This is a genomic window from Vicinamibacterales bacterium (genome assembly GCA_041659285.1).
Lineage (GTDB): Bacteria > Acidobacteriota > Vicinamibacteria > Vicinamibacterales > UBA2999 > 12-FULL-67-14b.
This window is the reverse complement of the sequence record JBAZYO010000015.1, coordinates 123,132-138,413: the sequence shown is the minus strand read 5'-3', so window position 1 is coordinate 138,413 and position 15,282 is coordinate 123,132. Positions and strand designations below refer to the sequence as shown.

Below are 15,282 nucleotides of genomic sequence, written 5' to 3'. Positions count from 1 at the left end.
TGGCCGGCTTGCTGCCCAAGGCGCTGGTGATCACCACCGTCTGCCAGCTGTGCCTGTATTGGGGTGACCTCTACGACAATCCGCATACCGGCGGGAATCACACCGAGCTGCTGATCCGGATCCTCCTGGCGCTCGGCGCGACCTGCCTCGTGCTGGCGGCCATCTATGCCCTGTTCCCGGCCCTGATCATCGCCCGCGGCGTGCTGGCGCCGGCCGCGGTGCTGGCCGTCACCGGCGTGATCGCGTGGCGCGTGACGTTCGGATGGATCGCGCGACGCGTCGGTCCGCGCGAGCGCCTGTTGATGGTCGGCACCAGCGCGGCCGGCTTCGCGCTGGCGCGCGAGCTGCACGAACGCGAGGAACTGGGCGTGCAGATCGTCGGCCTGGTTGACGTGCAGCCGGTCGCCCCGTCGGCGGATCCCGGCCTCGCCTTTCTCGGCGGCATCGAAGACATCCCGTCGATCGTGCGCGCGCGCTCGGTGGATCGCGTGGTCGTCAGCCTCGCCGACGCCAGGGGCAAGCTGCCCATGCAGAAGCTGCTCGAGATGAAACTCGACGGCGTCCAGTTCGACTACCTCGCCTCGGTCTACGAGGAGTACACCGGGAAGATCGCGATCGAGAACCTGCGGCCAAGCTGGCTGATCTTCTCGCCAGGGTTCAGAAAGACGCCGCGCCTGCTGGCCGTGAAGCGGGTGATCGACGTGGTGTCAGCGCTGATCGGCCTGGTGCTGGCAACGCCGCTGCTGCTGGTGCTCGCGGTGATCATCAAGGTCACCTCACCCGGTCCCGTCTTCTACTCTCAGCGGCGGGTCGGCTGCGACTCCCGGATCTTCACCGTCTACAAGCTGCGATCGATGTGCGCGGATGCGGAGCGCAACACCGGGCCGGTGTGGGCGCCGCACCAGGGCGACGCGCGCGTCACCCGCATCGGCCGGTTCATGCGGCGGACGCGCCTCGACGAGATCCCCCAGTTCTGGAACATCCTCGCCGGGCACATGAGCCTGGTCGGGCCCCGGCCCGAGCGGCCCGAGTTCGTGGAGTCGCTCGCCCGCGACATCCCGTTCTACGGGCAGCGCCACGTCATCAAGCCGGGCCTCACGGGCTGGGCGCAGGTCCGCTACACCTACGGCGCGACGGTCGAGGAGGCAATGGAGAAACTCCAGTTCGACCTCTTCTACATCAAGCACCTGTCGGTGACGCTCGACCTGTTCATCATCTTTGAAACCGTCAAGACCGTCCTGTTGCGGCGAGGGCACTAGTGAGCGCCGCCACGCCCGTCGTCAACGCGATGACCGTCGACGTCGAAGACTATTTCCACGTCAGCGTGTTCGACGGCGTGGTCCCGCGGCATGCGTGGGATGGCCTCGAGAGCCGCGTCTGCGCCAACACCGAGCGCCTGCTGCGCATCTTCAACACCGCCGGCGTCCGCGCCACGTTCTTCGTCCTGGGCTGGGTGGCCGAGCGGTTCCCCGCACTGGTCCGCGAGATTGCCGCCGAGCATCACGAGGTGGCCTCGCACGGCCACGGGCACCGGCTGATCTACGACCTCACGCCCGCGGCATTCCGCGACGACATCCGGCGGTCCAAGGACCTGCTCGAGTCGGCGACCTGCCTGCCGGTGTTCGGCTACCGCGCGCCCAGCTACTCGGTCACGCCGCGCTCGCTCTGGGCGCTCGACGTCCTGATCGAAGAAGGCTTCCGCTACGACGCGAGCATCTTCCCGATCTATCACGATCGCTACGGGATTCCGACCTCGCCCCGGCATCCCTACCTCCTCCAACGCGCCTACACGCTCCTCGAGGCGCCGGCGTCCACGGTCCGGTGGGGTCCGTTCAACCTGCCGGTGGCCGGCGGAGGGTACTTCCGGATCCTGCCGTACGCCTGGACCCGCTGGGGCATCCGGCGGCTCAACCAGGTCGAGCGCGCGCCGGCGATCTTCTACTTGCACCCCTGGGAAATCGACCCGGCGCAGCCGCGCCTGCCGACGTCGGCGCTCGGGCAATTTCGCCACTATCGCAACCTCTCCAAGACGGAGGCGCGCTTGCGCGCGCTGCTTGACGACTTCGAGTTCTCCACCATGATCGCCGTCCTCGGGCACGCCGGTCATACCTTCGACGACGCCGCCGCGGCGCCGTTGCCTTACGTCTGGTGAAACGCCCAACCCGCGAGTGAGACACCACAATGCCTGTCACGGTTGCCGAATCCGAGCCCCTCGCGCATGTCAGCGCACCGCAGCCGCCGGCCGCGGCCGATGTCGCCGTCACCACCAACACGCTGCCCGCGCAATGGGACGCCTTCGTGCGCGGCGATAACGGCGCGAGCCGCTATCACCTCTGGGGCTGGCGGAGGATTTTCGAAGACACCTTCGGCCACGAGACGGTGTACCTGGCGGCGGAGCAATTCGGCGAGATCGCCGGCGTGCTGCCGCTGGTGATCATGCGGAGCCGGATCTTCGGGCGGTTTGCGGTGTCGCTGCCGTTCGTGGACGCCGGCGGCGTCTGCGCGCGAGACGAACACGTGGCCCGGCTCCTGGTGGGACGCGCCGCGGAGATCGCCGCCGGCTATCACCTGACGCATGTCGAACTCCGCCATGTGTCGCGGCAACGGCCGGAACTGCCCGCGCGCCAGCACAAGGTCGGGATGTCACTGCCGCTCGTGGCCGACTCCACGGTGGCGTGGGCGGCCCTCGATCGCAAGGTGCGCAACCAGGTGCGCAAGGCGGAAAAGAGCGGCCTGACCGAGCGCCGCGGTGGAGCCGAGCTTCTCGACGCCTTCTACGAGGTTTTTGCCCGCAACATGCGCGACCTCGGCACGCCGGTGTATCCCCCGTCTTTCTTCCGGAACGTGGTGGCCACGTTTGCCGACTCGGCGACCGTGTTCCTGATCGAGCACGGACGCACGGTGGTGGCGGCGGGCATTGCCCTCGTCCACGGCGACACGCTGGCGGTGCCGTGGGCCTCGTCGCTGCGCGACTACCGCGCCCAGTGTCCGAACAACCTTCTCTACTGGCGCATCATCGAGCACGCGATCGCCTCGGGCATGTCCACGCTCGACTTTGGCCGCTCGACTCCGGGCGAAGGCACGTTCCAGTTCAAGGAGCAATGGGGCGCGCGGCCGTCTCCCCTCCACTGGGAGTACGTGATGGCCGGCGACGCACCTCTGCCCGACCTCACCACCAGGAATCCGCGCTTCCAGGCGGCCATTGCGGCCTGGAAGCGACTGCCCGTGCCCGTGACCCGCTGGCTGGGTCCGCAACTGGTCCGCTCGATCCCATGACGGTCCAGGCCGCTCGCATCTACGTGTGGGCCGCGACGACCTGCGTCGCCTTCGCGGTCTGGGGCAGCCTGTTCCCGTTCGACTATCGCCCGGTCTCGTTCGCGGAGGCGATCGACTGGTTCCTGGTGTTGGGCGGTCCCCGGCAGGCCGAGCTCTCGCTGTCCGACGCCTTCTCGAACTTCCTCCTCTTCGTTCCCGTCGGCCTGTTCGTGGCCGCCAGCCTCGAGCGGCGCTGGACGCCCCGGCACTCGGCCGCGCTGGTGATCGCGGGCGGCACGCTGCTGAGCATCGCCGTCGAATTCGCCCAGGCCTTCGTCCTCTGGCGCACGCCTTCAACGATCGATGTCGTGGCCGAGGCCGCCGGGACGATCGCCGGGCTCGCGGCCTGGCGCATGGCGGCCGCCGACCTGGATGCCGCGGCCCGGTCGGCCACCGAGGCCTGGCACCGCGCCTCCGCAGGCGAGCGGCTCCTGCTTGTCTACTGCGGCCTGTTTGCGTTCGCCTGGCTCCTGCCCTTGGACTTCACCCTTCGCCCCAACGAGATCGCCGACAAGTACCTGCACAAACGCCTGCTGCTCCCGTTCGTGCCCTCGCCGGATGCCGCCACCGTGACCGAGTTGCAACTGCTGACGGCAGCGGCCGTGCCGCTTGGGTGGGCGGGCGCGATCTGCGGATGTTCGCCGGACTCGCTCCGCTCCCCCGCACGCGCGTGCCACATCGCGATGTTCGCGCTCATCACGCTGGCGCTCGCACAGGTAGCCGTCTTCTCCCGGACCACCGACTTCACCACGCTGCTCGCGGCCCTGCCCGGCGTCGTGATGGGCGTGGCCGGCGCGTGCCTGGCGCACCGGCCGACGGAACACATCGGGGCCCCGACGCCTCGACCGGAAGGGCCATGACCACGTCCACCTCAACTCCTTTGATCGTGTCCACACCCGCCTCGGAGCACCGCGCACGCCTGTGCGAGCCGGTGACGATGGGGCTGCCCTTTCCGGCGGGCCTGGTTCGCGAACCCCGGCAACTGGCGCTCGAGAATGACGAGGGCCGCCCGGTGCCGCTGCAGGCGCGGGTCACCGAACACTGGGGTGACGGCAGCATCCGTTGGGCGCTCCTGGACTTCCAGATCACGGGACCGTACGCGCCGCACCGCCGGTGGACGCTGCGCATTGGCCCAGCCGATCCCCCAGCCAGCGCGTCGCGCCTCGCCATCGAGGTGGCGAGCCGGCACGTCGGCGTTGACACCGGTGCGGCGCAGTTCATCATCCGGAACGGCGCGGCGTTCCCATTCGCCAGCGTCACGTCGGGTGGACATCAGGTGCTGGATGCCGCGACCAGCGGCCTCCTTGCGACCACACCGGCGGATCGCTCGCTGGACACGCGGTTCACGCGAGTGTCGGTGGAAGAGGACGGCCCGCTGCGATCGACCATCCGGGTCGACGGCTCAATCGGCCCGGCGCGCAGTCCGCAGTTGCTGTTGGTCGCGCGCCTGCACTTCTTCGCCGGCTCATCCGCGGTGCGCGTCGCCCTCACGGTGAGGAACCCGCGGCGCGCCCGGCATCAAGGCGGCTTATGGGAGCTCGGCGACAGCGGTTCGGTCTACCTGCGCGATCTGTCGCTCCGCCTCGGGCTGGCCACCCGGATCACGCGGATCGAATGCGCCTGCGAGGCCGGCGCGCCGCTCGCGGCCGCCGAAGTGCCGGTCGAGATCTATCAGGACTCGAGCGGCGGGCCGCACTGGCGCAACATCTCCCACGTCGATCGGCACGGCGAGATTCCGTGCACCTTTCGCGGCTATCGCATCGAAAGCGCCGGCGGCCGCCGCGAGGGACTACGCGCAACGCCGGTGATGGTGGCGCGCCACAGCCGCGGGCGGGTCGGCTTCGCGGTGGAACATTTCTGGCAGAACTGGCCGCGCGCCGCCGGCGCCGAGCCCGACGCACTGGTGCTCCGGCTGTTCCCCGGCCAGTGCGCCAACGAACATGAACTGCAGGGGGGCGAGCAGAAGACGCATCGGTTTACGTTGATCTTCGGCGATGACGACTCGGCGCGGGACGCCGAGTTCTGGGGCCGGGCCTCCTCGCTGGTCCGCGCCACCCCGGCGTGGTACTGCGACAGCCGCGCGGTGGCGCATCTCACGCCGTCCGGCACCGACCGCTATCAACAACTGGTTGATGCGGCGATCGAGGGCCCCGCCTCGTTCGCGCACAAGCGCGAGGCGGCCGACGAATACGGCTGGCGGCACTGGGGCGACTTGCCCGCCGATCACGAAAACGCCTTCAGCGGACGCGCGGAGCCCGTGGTGTCGCACTACAACAACCAGTACGACGCGATCGCCGGGTGCGCGCTCCAGTTCCTGCGCTCGGGCGACGGCCGCTGGCACCAGCACATGACCGAGCTGGCCGGGCATGTCGCCGACATCGACATCTACCACACTGACGGCGACAAGATCGCCTACAACCACGGGCTGTTCTGGCATACCGCCCACTACGTGACGGCCGGACGGTCGAGCCACCGTTCCTTCCCGCGCGATCCGAAAGTGAACGGCGGCGGGCCGGCCAATGAACACAACTACACGAATGGCCTCCGGCTGCACTGGCTGCTCACGGGCGAACCGCAATCGCGCGAGGCCGCGATCGCACTCGCCACGTGGGTGGTGAACATGGACGACGGGACGCGCACGATCCTGCGCTGGCTGAGCCAGTCGGCCACCGGACTCGCCAGCCAGACCTATTCGCCGGCATTTCACGGACCAGGCCGTGGCGCCGGCCACTCGATCCTCGCGCTGCTCGACGGGCATCGCCTCACCCACGACGAGATGTTCCTGGAGAAGGCCGACGAGCTGGTCCGGCGGTGCATCCATCCCGCCGACGACATCGCCCGGCTGAACCTGCTCGACGCCGAGCGCCGCTGGTCCTACACCGTGTTCCTTCAGGCCCTCGGCCGTTATCTGGATTACCGCGTCGAGTTGAACCGCCTCGACTTCGGCTACGCCTACGCGCGGGCCGCGCTGACCCACTATGCCCGGTGGATGGCGGAGCACGAGTACCCGTATCTCGACCGGCCGGAGATCCTCGAGTACCCCACCGAGACCTGGGCGGCGCAGGACATGCGGAAGTGCGACGTGTTCCTCTTCGCCGCCGGCCACACGTCGGGCCGCGAGCGCGACCGCTTCATCGAAAGGGCCGGCTTCTTCTTCGACTACTCCGTCTCGACCCTTCTGCGAATGCCGACGCACACACTGACCCGGCCGCTGGTGCTGATGCTGTCGAACGGTTACCTGCACCTGTCACCACACGCCGCGACCCCTCGTCCCGAGCCGAGGGTGGATCTCATCGATGGCTTCGGGCAGCCGAGCCCATTCGTGCCGCAGAAACAACTCGCCAAGCAGCGCCTGACCGTCTCCGCCTCAGCGGGAGCCGCTCTCTTGCTCGTGACGATCTCGCTCCTCGCGTGGTTCTAAGCAGGACACGCCGGTTCCCCAGAACAGTCGGGCGCCTTACGAAATTGATGCTGACCTGCCGCCTCAGTGACCCGAGCACAGTCTGCTGCTGTGGAATTGACGGCCCCAGAGTCATCAACTGTCCTATCGGTCACTTGGAGAATCGTGTGGCGCGGCGCTTGCCCTGCCACGTCGCATGTACTTGCACAACGCGCCGTACCCCGGCGCCATCGCCAGTCCTCCACCGTCGACATCTGCACGACCATTCCTGAGGCGGCCGCTGTGGCGGTTCTTATTGACGCTTGCGATACTCGGCTACGCCACAGGCGCCGCAGCCCAGACCGCCCTGCCTCATAACATTCCGGACTTCTCCCAGGACACGTCGCGCCCAACCGTTCGCAGCGCACGGAGCGGCGACTGGTCGGACCCAGCCAGCTGGCAGGGAGGCGCAGTGCCCACCGCCGGCCAGGTCGTCCACGTCGATCCCGGTCACACTGTGACGATCGCCGGCACTTCCGCGGTGGCCTACACCATCGCCGTGCACGGCACGCTCCGGTTTGACCCGCAGGTGGACACCCGGCTCATGGTGACCAACCTCATGGTGATGGGCGACCACGGCATGCCGTCGATGACGCAAGTCGGGCACCTCGAGATGGGCACCGCCGCCAACCCGATCGCGGTCGGCCGCACGGCGGACATCGTCATCGCCAACTCCCCGCTCGGCAGCGGCGTCGCCGACCCCGATCAGTTCGGGACCGGGATCATCAACTTCGGCAAGTTCACGATGCACGGCGCGGCGATGAGCACCACGTTCCTGCGGCTCGCGGTCGAGCCGCGCGCCGGGCACACCACCGTGACGCTGTCAGAACCGGTGTCCGGATGGCGGCCGGGCGATCGGCTTGTGATCCCCGACACGCGCCACATGAAAGAAAGCGAAACCACCAGCGGCGGCTGGATGAATGCGCAGAACCAATGGGAGGAGCTGACCGTCCAGTCGCTGTCGGCCGACGCCCGCACCGTGACGCTCACCGCCGCCCTGCGGTTCGACCACCTCGGCGCGCGCGACCTGAACGGCGTGCTCGCGTTCCTGCCGCACGTCGGTAATCTCAGCCGCAATGCCAGCATTCGCTCGCAGAGCGCGACCGGGACGCGCGGGCATTTCATCTCGGTCCACACCGCCGACACCGACATCCGCTACACCCTGTTCCGCGATCTCGGGCGCACGAAGTACACGCCGCTGAACACCACCACCAACGTGATCGGGCGCTATCCGATCCACATGCATCATAACCGCGGCCCGCTACCGACGCCGGCGAGCGGCTACCAGTTCACGCTGGTCGGCAACGCCGTGGACGGCGGGTCCGTCGAGACGCAGTTCAAGTGGGGCATCGCCGTCCACAACAGCCACTACGGGCTGATCCAGGACAACGTCGTCTACAACTACAACGGCTCGTCGATCGTGACCGAGGACGGCTCCGAGAGCTTCAACCTGTTCGACCACAACTTCGCGCTGCGCGGCATCGGCGAGCCCAACAACGGGGTTGACGAGGCGCGCAGCGCGATGGGCACGGAAGGCGCCGGCTTCTGGTTCAGGGGGCCCAACAACTACGTCCGCAACAACGTCGCGGCCAATTTTCAGAACCCCACCACCGAGGCCGCCTACGGGTTTGTCTATCAGTTCATCCGGCTGGGCAACGTCGCCATGCCGAACTTCAAGGGCGCCGACCCGGCCGTGGCCGGCCAGTTCACGACGCGCAACGGCAACAACCTGCCGTTCCTGCAGTTCGAGAACAACGAAGCCTACGGCGCCATGCAGGGCGGATTCACGTATTGGTGGGTCAACTCGCTCGATCCCCAGCCCTACGCCAACGCGCAAGAGAGCGTGGTCAAGGACCTGAAGATCTGGCACGTCTACAACAAGGCGGTCTACCACTATCCGTCGCAGAAGATCACGTTCGACGGGTTGATCATCAGGGGCAATTTCAGCTCCGCGAGCCGGTGCTGCGGCAACGGGATCTACGGCGCGGACTATTCGACCAAGGGCATCATCATCCGCAATTCGGACATTCAAGGGATGGACGAGGGGATTGCGTTCCCGGAGGCCGGGTTTGGGCCGGAACCGAACCTCACCGTCGAGGCGACCTATCTGCGGAACGACAACAACATGCAAATCCCGACCAATGGGTCGGTCAACGGCTGCTGGATGCAGAACAAACTGGTTGTGATCACCAACACCCGGTTTGAGGCGCCGCCGGGACGCAGTCTCAACAACATCGCCATGGTTCGTGATGTGGGCTATGCCCCGGAGTGCCTGAGCAAACTGGATGAGGCGCGCGTCTACGCCTACAACGGCGTCGCCACCGACAACTTCCAGATTTACCACACCAACACGTCCGTCTTGCCGCGGCCACCGGGCTCGTGCACGCCGACGACCCGGGCTGGGATCAACGGTCTGCTCTGCCCAATCGCCGCGCTCGGTCCCGTGCCGCCCACCGTCACGGCGAGCGCCTCGCCGGCATCGATCACCGCGGGCCAGTCCGCCGCCCTCACGTGGGCGACCACCAACGCCACGTCGGTCAGCATCAACCAGGGCATCGGCAGCGTCGCCACCTCGGGAACGCGAAGCGTCTCGCCGACAGTTTCGACCACCTACATTCTCACTGCCACCAACTCCACCGGCACGGCGGCGGCCAGCGTTACGGTGACCGTCGGCGCCACAGAGCCACCGCCTCCGCCGCCGTCGGGAACGCCGGTCATCGTCGGCAGCCAGATCGCCGGCGCCTTTGGCGATGCGACGGGACACTCTGCCCAGTCGCACCTGGTGTATGCGGCCAACTCCGGCGTGTGGTGGCTGTTCACGCTGACCTCGGCGGCAGATGGCCAGGGCGGATCCAACCACGTCGTCAAGTCGTACCGATCGTCGGGATCTGACCTGGCGACGGCGACGTGGACGCCCGGGCCGGACAGCCCCGGCGCCTCGGTCGCGGCAGGCTTCAGTCCGAACGGATCGATGGGATCCGGGCGCGCGCTTGGCGTGGCCTACATCAACAACAACCCGACCGACGTGCTGCATGCCGAGGTGAACATGTCGTACGACGGACAGGATGCGGTCACGGGACACATCCGGGCCGTCCTGACCGGCACCTCGATTACCTGGGCGTCGTGGAACTACTCCGTCGAGCCGAGTGCGACGTGGGCCAGACCGGGCACCTCGGTGGTTGGTGTTTCCACCGGCAAGTACATCCACAGCGCGGGTCCCAATCTTCAACAGCAGATTGATGCCAACGCCAGGAAGTCGGCCAACGCGGACACCGGAGCGACCTGGACGAGCGGGTTCTCCGGCGTGTCGGTGATCGACAACAGCATGATCAACCAGGTCAACTCCCTGGCGTTCGCGCCGCTCGCGAATAACCTGATGCTGGCGGTCTACGACAACGGCGGCGGCCAGTCATGCGGCTACAACTGCACGCCTCCGGGCAGCGCCACCGAGCCGGGGCTGACCAACCTGGGCTACAAGCGCTCGAACGCCAACGGCTCCTGGCCGGGCGTGCCGATCGGCAGCCAGGCCCCGGGCGACGGCAGCGTGTTCGCCTCGGCCGCGCTCATCAACCAGAACGATTGGGCGCTCGTCCCGGCGTCGGCCACGTCGATCTTCGCCTTCCGCGCGAAGGCGGCAGGCAACGGCATCGACGGCGCCTCGTACAACGCCGCCACCAACACCTGGTCCGCCATGCCGGTGGCGCCGCCCGCCTTCGGCGCAGGCCAGGCCTTCAAGGCCGGCGCCGGCCTGTTCGGCGCCACGGACGGCACCCGGCTGTGGCTGTTCTACGTCAATACGGACGCGGCCAATTCCGTCTTGTATGCGCAGTTCGACGGCTCGTCGTGGACGCCGTGGGCCGCGGTGCCGGGCACCGCAACCGGCAGCCAGAATCGCAACTACATCGCCGGTTCGCCGATGGTCGGCAACCAGCAGGTGGGCCTGATCTGGACCGAAGGGAACGGACCATACACGGTGGCGGCCACGTCGTTCGCCGTGAGCGCCGCACCACCGCCGATGCCCACGGTCACGCTGGTCGCGTCGCCTGCGTCGATCGTGCTCGGCTCCACGGCGTCACTCGTGTGGTCCTCCGCCAACGCCACCTCGGTCAGCATTGACCAGGGCGTCGGCGCCGTGGCCACCGCAGGGACGAAGACCGTCTCACCAACGGCGACCATCGTTTACACCATCACGGCGGCCAACGCCGCCGGTTCGGCGACCGCCACGGCCGTCGTCACGGTGAGCGCACCGCCGCCTCCTCCCCCGCTGCCCACGGCGACACTGTCTGTCGCGCCCGCCGTGATTACCTCCGGGGACACGGCCACCCTGACATGGTCCACGTCGAACGCCACGTCCGTCACCATCGACCACGGCGTTGGCAGCGTCACCGCTTCGGGCACCACGAGCGTGGCGCCCGGCGTGACGACGACCTACACCCTCACCGCCACGAGCGCCGCAGGTTCGGCCACCGCCACGGCCACTGTCACCGTCGCGACGGACCCGCAGGGTCCGCCGTTCGCCAACGTCGGGCTGACGGCCGGGTGGGCTACGTTCGGACAGGCGGTGCCGCAAGGTGTCGCCACCGGCGGACTCGCGGTCGGCACACTGGTCACGCAGACCGACGTGAAGAACCGTTGGCCGGACGGGTCGATCCGCTTCGCGGTCGTGACGGTCCTGGTGCCGGCCACCGGCGCCTATCCGCTGTCGGCCACCAGCGCTGCAGGCGGGAGCCTTACGCCCGCGCCGGTGGACGCCTCGGTCAGCTTGACGATTGGCGCGGCCGCCTACACCGCGACGCTCCCGGCCGCCGCGTCGGCCGACCTCTGGCTCTCCGGACCGCTGGTCCGCGAAGACCGCCAGGTGGTTGCCCCGGTGTCGGGTGACGGCACCGCGCATCCCTTCCTGCGCGTGAACTTCGACCGCCGCAGGTTCACCGACGGGCAGGCCCGCGTGGACGTGTCGGTGGAGAACCTGCTGGATCGCTCCGGCGCGACGACGGTCACCTACGATGCCGTCATCGTGGTGAACGGCCAGGCCGTCTTCACGAAGGCCGCCGTCCAGCACTACTACCTCACGCGGTGGCGCAAGATCTTCCAGGTCGGCCCGACCTCGCCGGCGGAAGTGACACCCGACCTCGCGCCCTACTACGACACGCGCGCCCTGCCGCCGTACCTGCCGCTGGTGACCAACCAGGTCAGTGCGCCGACGGGTTCGTCGTTCGACATCCTGCAACCGGGCGCGTTGATTGCGAACATGCCCGGTCACGGCGGGCGCCCGGAACTGGCACCGTACCCCGACTGGACCGCGCGTTATCTGGTCCACCGTGACGCGACCCAGCGCGACTTCGTGCTCGCCAATGGCGACCTCTCCGGCTCCTGGCCGATTCACGTGCGCGAAGCGGAAGACGGCGCCGCGAGCGGTGTCGGCGCCGAACGCTACGTGTCGCTCGACCAGCGGCCGAGCATCTGGTTCGACGGCCGTGCCCAGGGCACCGGTGTCGACTACGTCCATGGCACGCCCCTCCCAATCAGGGAATACGGGTCCACCACGCCGGGACCGGGCCAGAGCCCGTTGATTCCCGACAACGCGCATCAGCCGTCGCTCGCTTACGTGCCGTATCTCCTCACCGGCGATCGTTACTACGCGGAAGAGATGGCGTTCTGGGCGAACTACAGCATGCTGCGGACCTACAACGCCGACGGCGTGCGATCGTCGCAGGGCATCCTCCAGTCCAACGAGGTGCGCGGGTTCGGCTGGGCGCTCCGCAACATGGTGGACGCCGCCGCCTACTACCCCGACACCTCGCCCATGAAGGCGTACCTGTCGCAGAAGGTCACCAACAACCTGCGGTGGCTCGATGCCTACGCCAATAGCCAGGACCCGAACACCAATCCGTTCACGGTGCTCTGGCTCAATAAGCGTCCCGAAGGCCCGGAGTATCGCGGGCTCTGGGAAGAGAACTACCTCGCCTACGCGATCGATCGCGCGTGGCAACAAGGGTTCTCCGGCGGTCTCGCGCACCGCGATGCCATCGCCAGGTTCCAGGTGCGGCTGTTCAACAGCGAACCTGCGTATCCGCGGTCTGCCGCGGCGCCTAACGTCGTGGGTGTCGGCACGCCGACGGCGAGCGGTTTCATCTTCCACCAGACGATGGGCGACATCTGGACTGCGACACAGGGCCAGACGCGGCCGTTCACCGGATACTACGGACCCGAAGCGCGGCTGAACCTGATGATCGGCGTGGAGAGCGGCTGGTCCGGCGCGCAGGACGCGTATGACTACCTGTGGCCGTTCCTGGCGGTGCAGCCCGCGTGGGGCAGCGTGCCAGACCTCGGCGAACGCGCCGGCTGGGCGCTCGACTTCTACCCGGGCTCACAGCCGCCGCCACCGCCACCACCCGCCGTCCCCGCGGCGCTGGTCAGCCCGGCGCCTGGTGCGGTGTTCACCGCCACGAGCCAGACGTTCGCGTGGAGCGCCGGCACCGGCGTCACCGCCTACCGGCTCGATGTCGGCACCACGGCTGGCGGCAGCAACCTCTTCGCAGGTGTGGCCTCGGCCAACCTGTCGGCGACGGTCGTGGGCCTGCCCGACAACGGCAGCGCCATCTGGGTGCGCCTGTCGTCACAAATCAACGGCGCGTGGCAGCCGGTGGACTACACGTTCACGGCGATGACCGCTCCGCCGCCGCCACCACCGCCGCCGGCCGATGGAATCGCCGTCAGCCAAACGATCACCGCGAATGGCACGGGCACGCTGACGACTGGTGCCCTGGGCGCATCGGCGGCGGGCGACATCCTCGTGGCCTTCGCGGCATCGAGCGGGCCGCAGGCCAGCAGGCAGGCGCTGACCGTCACCGGCGGGGGCTTGACGTGGAAGCGCGCGCTTCGTGCCAACATCCAGGCCGGCTCGTCGGAGATCTGGTGGACCAAGCTCGTGGCGCCGCTGACCGGCGTTCGCGTGACCTCGACACCGTCCCGCGCGGGCTTCGATCAGTCGCTGACGGTCGTGGCCTTCAAGGGGGCCAAGGGGGTCGGCAGCGTGGTCCAGGCCAACGCGATGGACGAGGCACCACACATCGTGTTGACCACGACACGCGCGGGGTCGCTGGTCTACGCGGTGGGCAACGACTGGGACGGTGCGGTGGCGCGGACCCTCGGGGCCGGCCAGGTGATGGTCCACGAATGGGTCGACAGCCGCATCAACGACACTTTCTGGGTGCAGACCTTCACCAGCAAGGTGCCCTACGCGGGCACGACCGTCGAACTCAACGCAACACAGCCGCGACTGAATCGATGGAATCTTGCGGCCATTGAGATCGTGAAGTAACGCTGTCACTCGAGACCGTGCTGCCGGCACGACTGCCGGCGGCACGCTCGACAAGGTCCATTAACGGGGCCAGGCGGAGCGGCCAGGACAACCCGGACAGGCGCGCGCGCGCCGCGATGCCGCGCCGATCGGCGGGCGACATCAACAACACGCTCACCACGGCCCTTGCAAACGTCTCGGGATCCGCGGCCAGTCGGCACGCCGGGATGACATCCGGTGGCAGGCCGTCCCACACCGCCGGCGTCACCACCACCGGCAGGCCGGCGGCCACGGCCTCCAATACCTTGTTCTGAACTCCCCGGGCCTGGAAGATCGGCGCCACCGATACGGCGGACCGCCACAGGTACGGGCGCATGTCCGCCACCTTGCCGGTCACCTCGATGGAAGGGTCTGCCGACGCCAGCCCGCGGATGGCGCGGGTCGGATACGCCCCTGCCAGCGTCAACTGCGCGTTCGGCAGCACCGCGCGCACGCGTGGCCACACCTCGCGCACGAACCACTGCGCCCCTTCCGTATTCGGCGCGTAGTTGAAGACACCGGAGAACACCACCCGCGGTTCCGACGCCGGCTCGTCGCCGGGGCGCATGGACTCCAGGTCAACGCCGTTCGGCACGACCTCGATCCTCGCATCCGGGCAGAATCGGCGCAGCGCATCACCTTCCCGGTCATTCACGACCGTCGTCACGAAGGCGGCTCGCGCCGCGCGCGCCTCGAACCGGGACAGGCACCGCGATTCGCGGCGGTAGATCCACGACCGCGGCGCTGACGATGTCGTTGCGTAGCCGGCCCACTTGGCCGAGTCGATGTCCACCAGGTCGAGCACGAGGGGGATGCCGGCGAGCGGCGGCACCAGCGCCAGGGGCGCCACACCGGAGCAGTAAGCCAGCACCACGTCGGGCCGGCCGTCCCGCGTGGCACGGGACAACACACGGCGCATGGCCGGGGCGTTGAGCAGCGAATGGGTCAGCGGCGTGTCGGTCCACAGGCTGGCGGCGGCGCGGCACAGGTTGCGCGCCCGCGGAACCCGGGCAATGGACACCTGAACGCCCGCGCGCTCCAGCGATGCGGCCTCCGCCGCTTCATCGCGGTCGTGGGCCAGCGACACGACGTGGACGTCGGCCCACAGCGACAGTTCCTTGATGATGTGATACGCGCGGATGCGATCGCCGCGGTTGGGTGCAAAGGGCAGCCGATGTGTGAGCAC

General features: G+C 68.4%; 7 protein-coding genes. 6 read left to right on the top strand and 1 reads right to left on the bottom strand.

Annotated elements, in window-relative coordinates; genetic code table 11:
• The 6 genes from WC815_20535 to WC815_20510 form a co-directional block, all read left to right on the top strand.
• The coding region (locus WC815_20535; GenBank protein ID MFA5911170.1) for a TIGR03013 family XrtA/PEP-CTERM system glycosyltransferase at positions 1–1,259 on the top strand (1,259 nt) is incomplete at its 5' end.
• The gene (locus WC815_20530) at positions 1,259–2,152 is read left to right on the top strand and encodes an XrtA system polysaccharide deacetylase (GenBank protein ID MFA5911169.1); all 894 of its coding nucleotides are present in this window, start codon (positions 1,259–1,261) and stop codon (positions 2,150–2,152) included. The genes WC815_20535 and WC815_20530, both read left to right, overlap by 1 nt.
• Before the next feature lie 29 nt (positions 2,153–2,181).
• Positions 2,182–3,276, top strand: a complete 1,095-nt coding sequence (locus tag WC815_20525; GenBank protein MFA5911168.1) for a FemAB family XrtA/PEP-CTERM system-associated protein — start codon at positions 2,182–2,184, stop codon at positions 3,274–3,276.
• Positions 3,273–4,175, top strand: a complete 903-nt coding sequence (locus tag WC815_20520; GenBank protein MFA5911167.1) for a VanZ family protein — start codon at positions 3,273–3,275, stop codon at positions 4,173–4,175. The genes WC815_20525 and WC815_20520 overlap by 4 nt, the downstream gene beginning before the upstream one ends.
• 26 nt (positions 4,176–4,201) lie before the next feature.
• A complete protein-coding gene (locus WC815_20515; GenBank protein MFA5911166.1) occupies positions 4,202–6,736 on the top strand; it encodes a hypothetical protein in 2,535 nt (844 codons plus the stop codon).
• 175 nt (positions 6,737–6,911) lie between these two features.
• Positions 6,912–14,078, top strand: a complete 7,167-nt coding sequence (locus WC815_20510) for a G8 domain-containing protein (GenBank protein ID MFA5911165.1) — start codon at positions 6,912–6,914, stop codon at positions 14,076–14,078.
• Here WC815_20510 and WC815_20505 read toward each other — a convergent pair.
• Positions 14,017–15,282 carry a TIGR03087 family PEP-CTERM/XrtA system glycosyltransferase gene (locus WC815_20505; protein ID MFA5911164.1) on the bottom strand — a complete coding sequence of 422 codons (1,266 nt, stop codon included), beginning with the start codon at positions 15,280–15,282 and terminating at the stop codon, positions 14,017–14,019. The genes WC815_20510 and WC815_20505 overlap by 62 nt on opposite strands.

What these genes read in the sequence shown, in the direction of transcription:
- WC815_20510 (MFA5911165.1), top strand. Translation starts at nt 6,912, where the DNA reads ATGTACTTGCACAACGCGCCGTACCCCGGCGCCATCGCCAGTCCTCCA.
- WC815_20525 (MFA5911168.1), top strand. Translation starts at nt 2,182, where the DNA reads ATGCCTGTCACGGTTGCCGAATCCGAGCCCCTCGCGCATGTCAGCGCA.
- WC815_20520 (MFA5911167.1), top strand. Translation starts at nt 3,273, where the DNA reads ATGACGGTCCAGGCCGCTCGCATCTACGTGTGGGCCGCGACGACCTGC.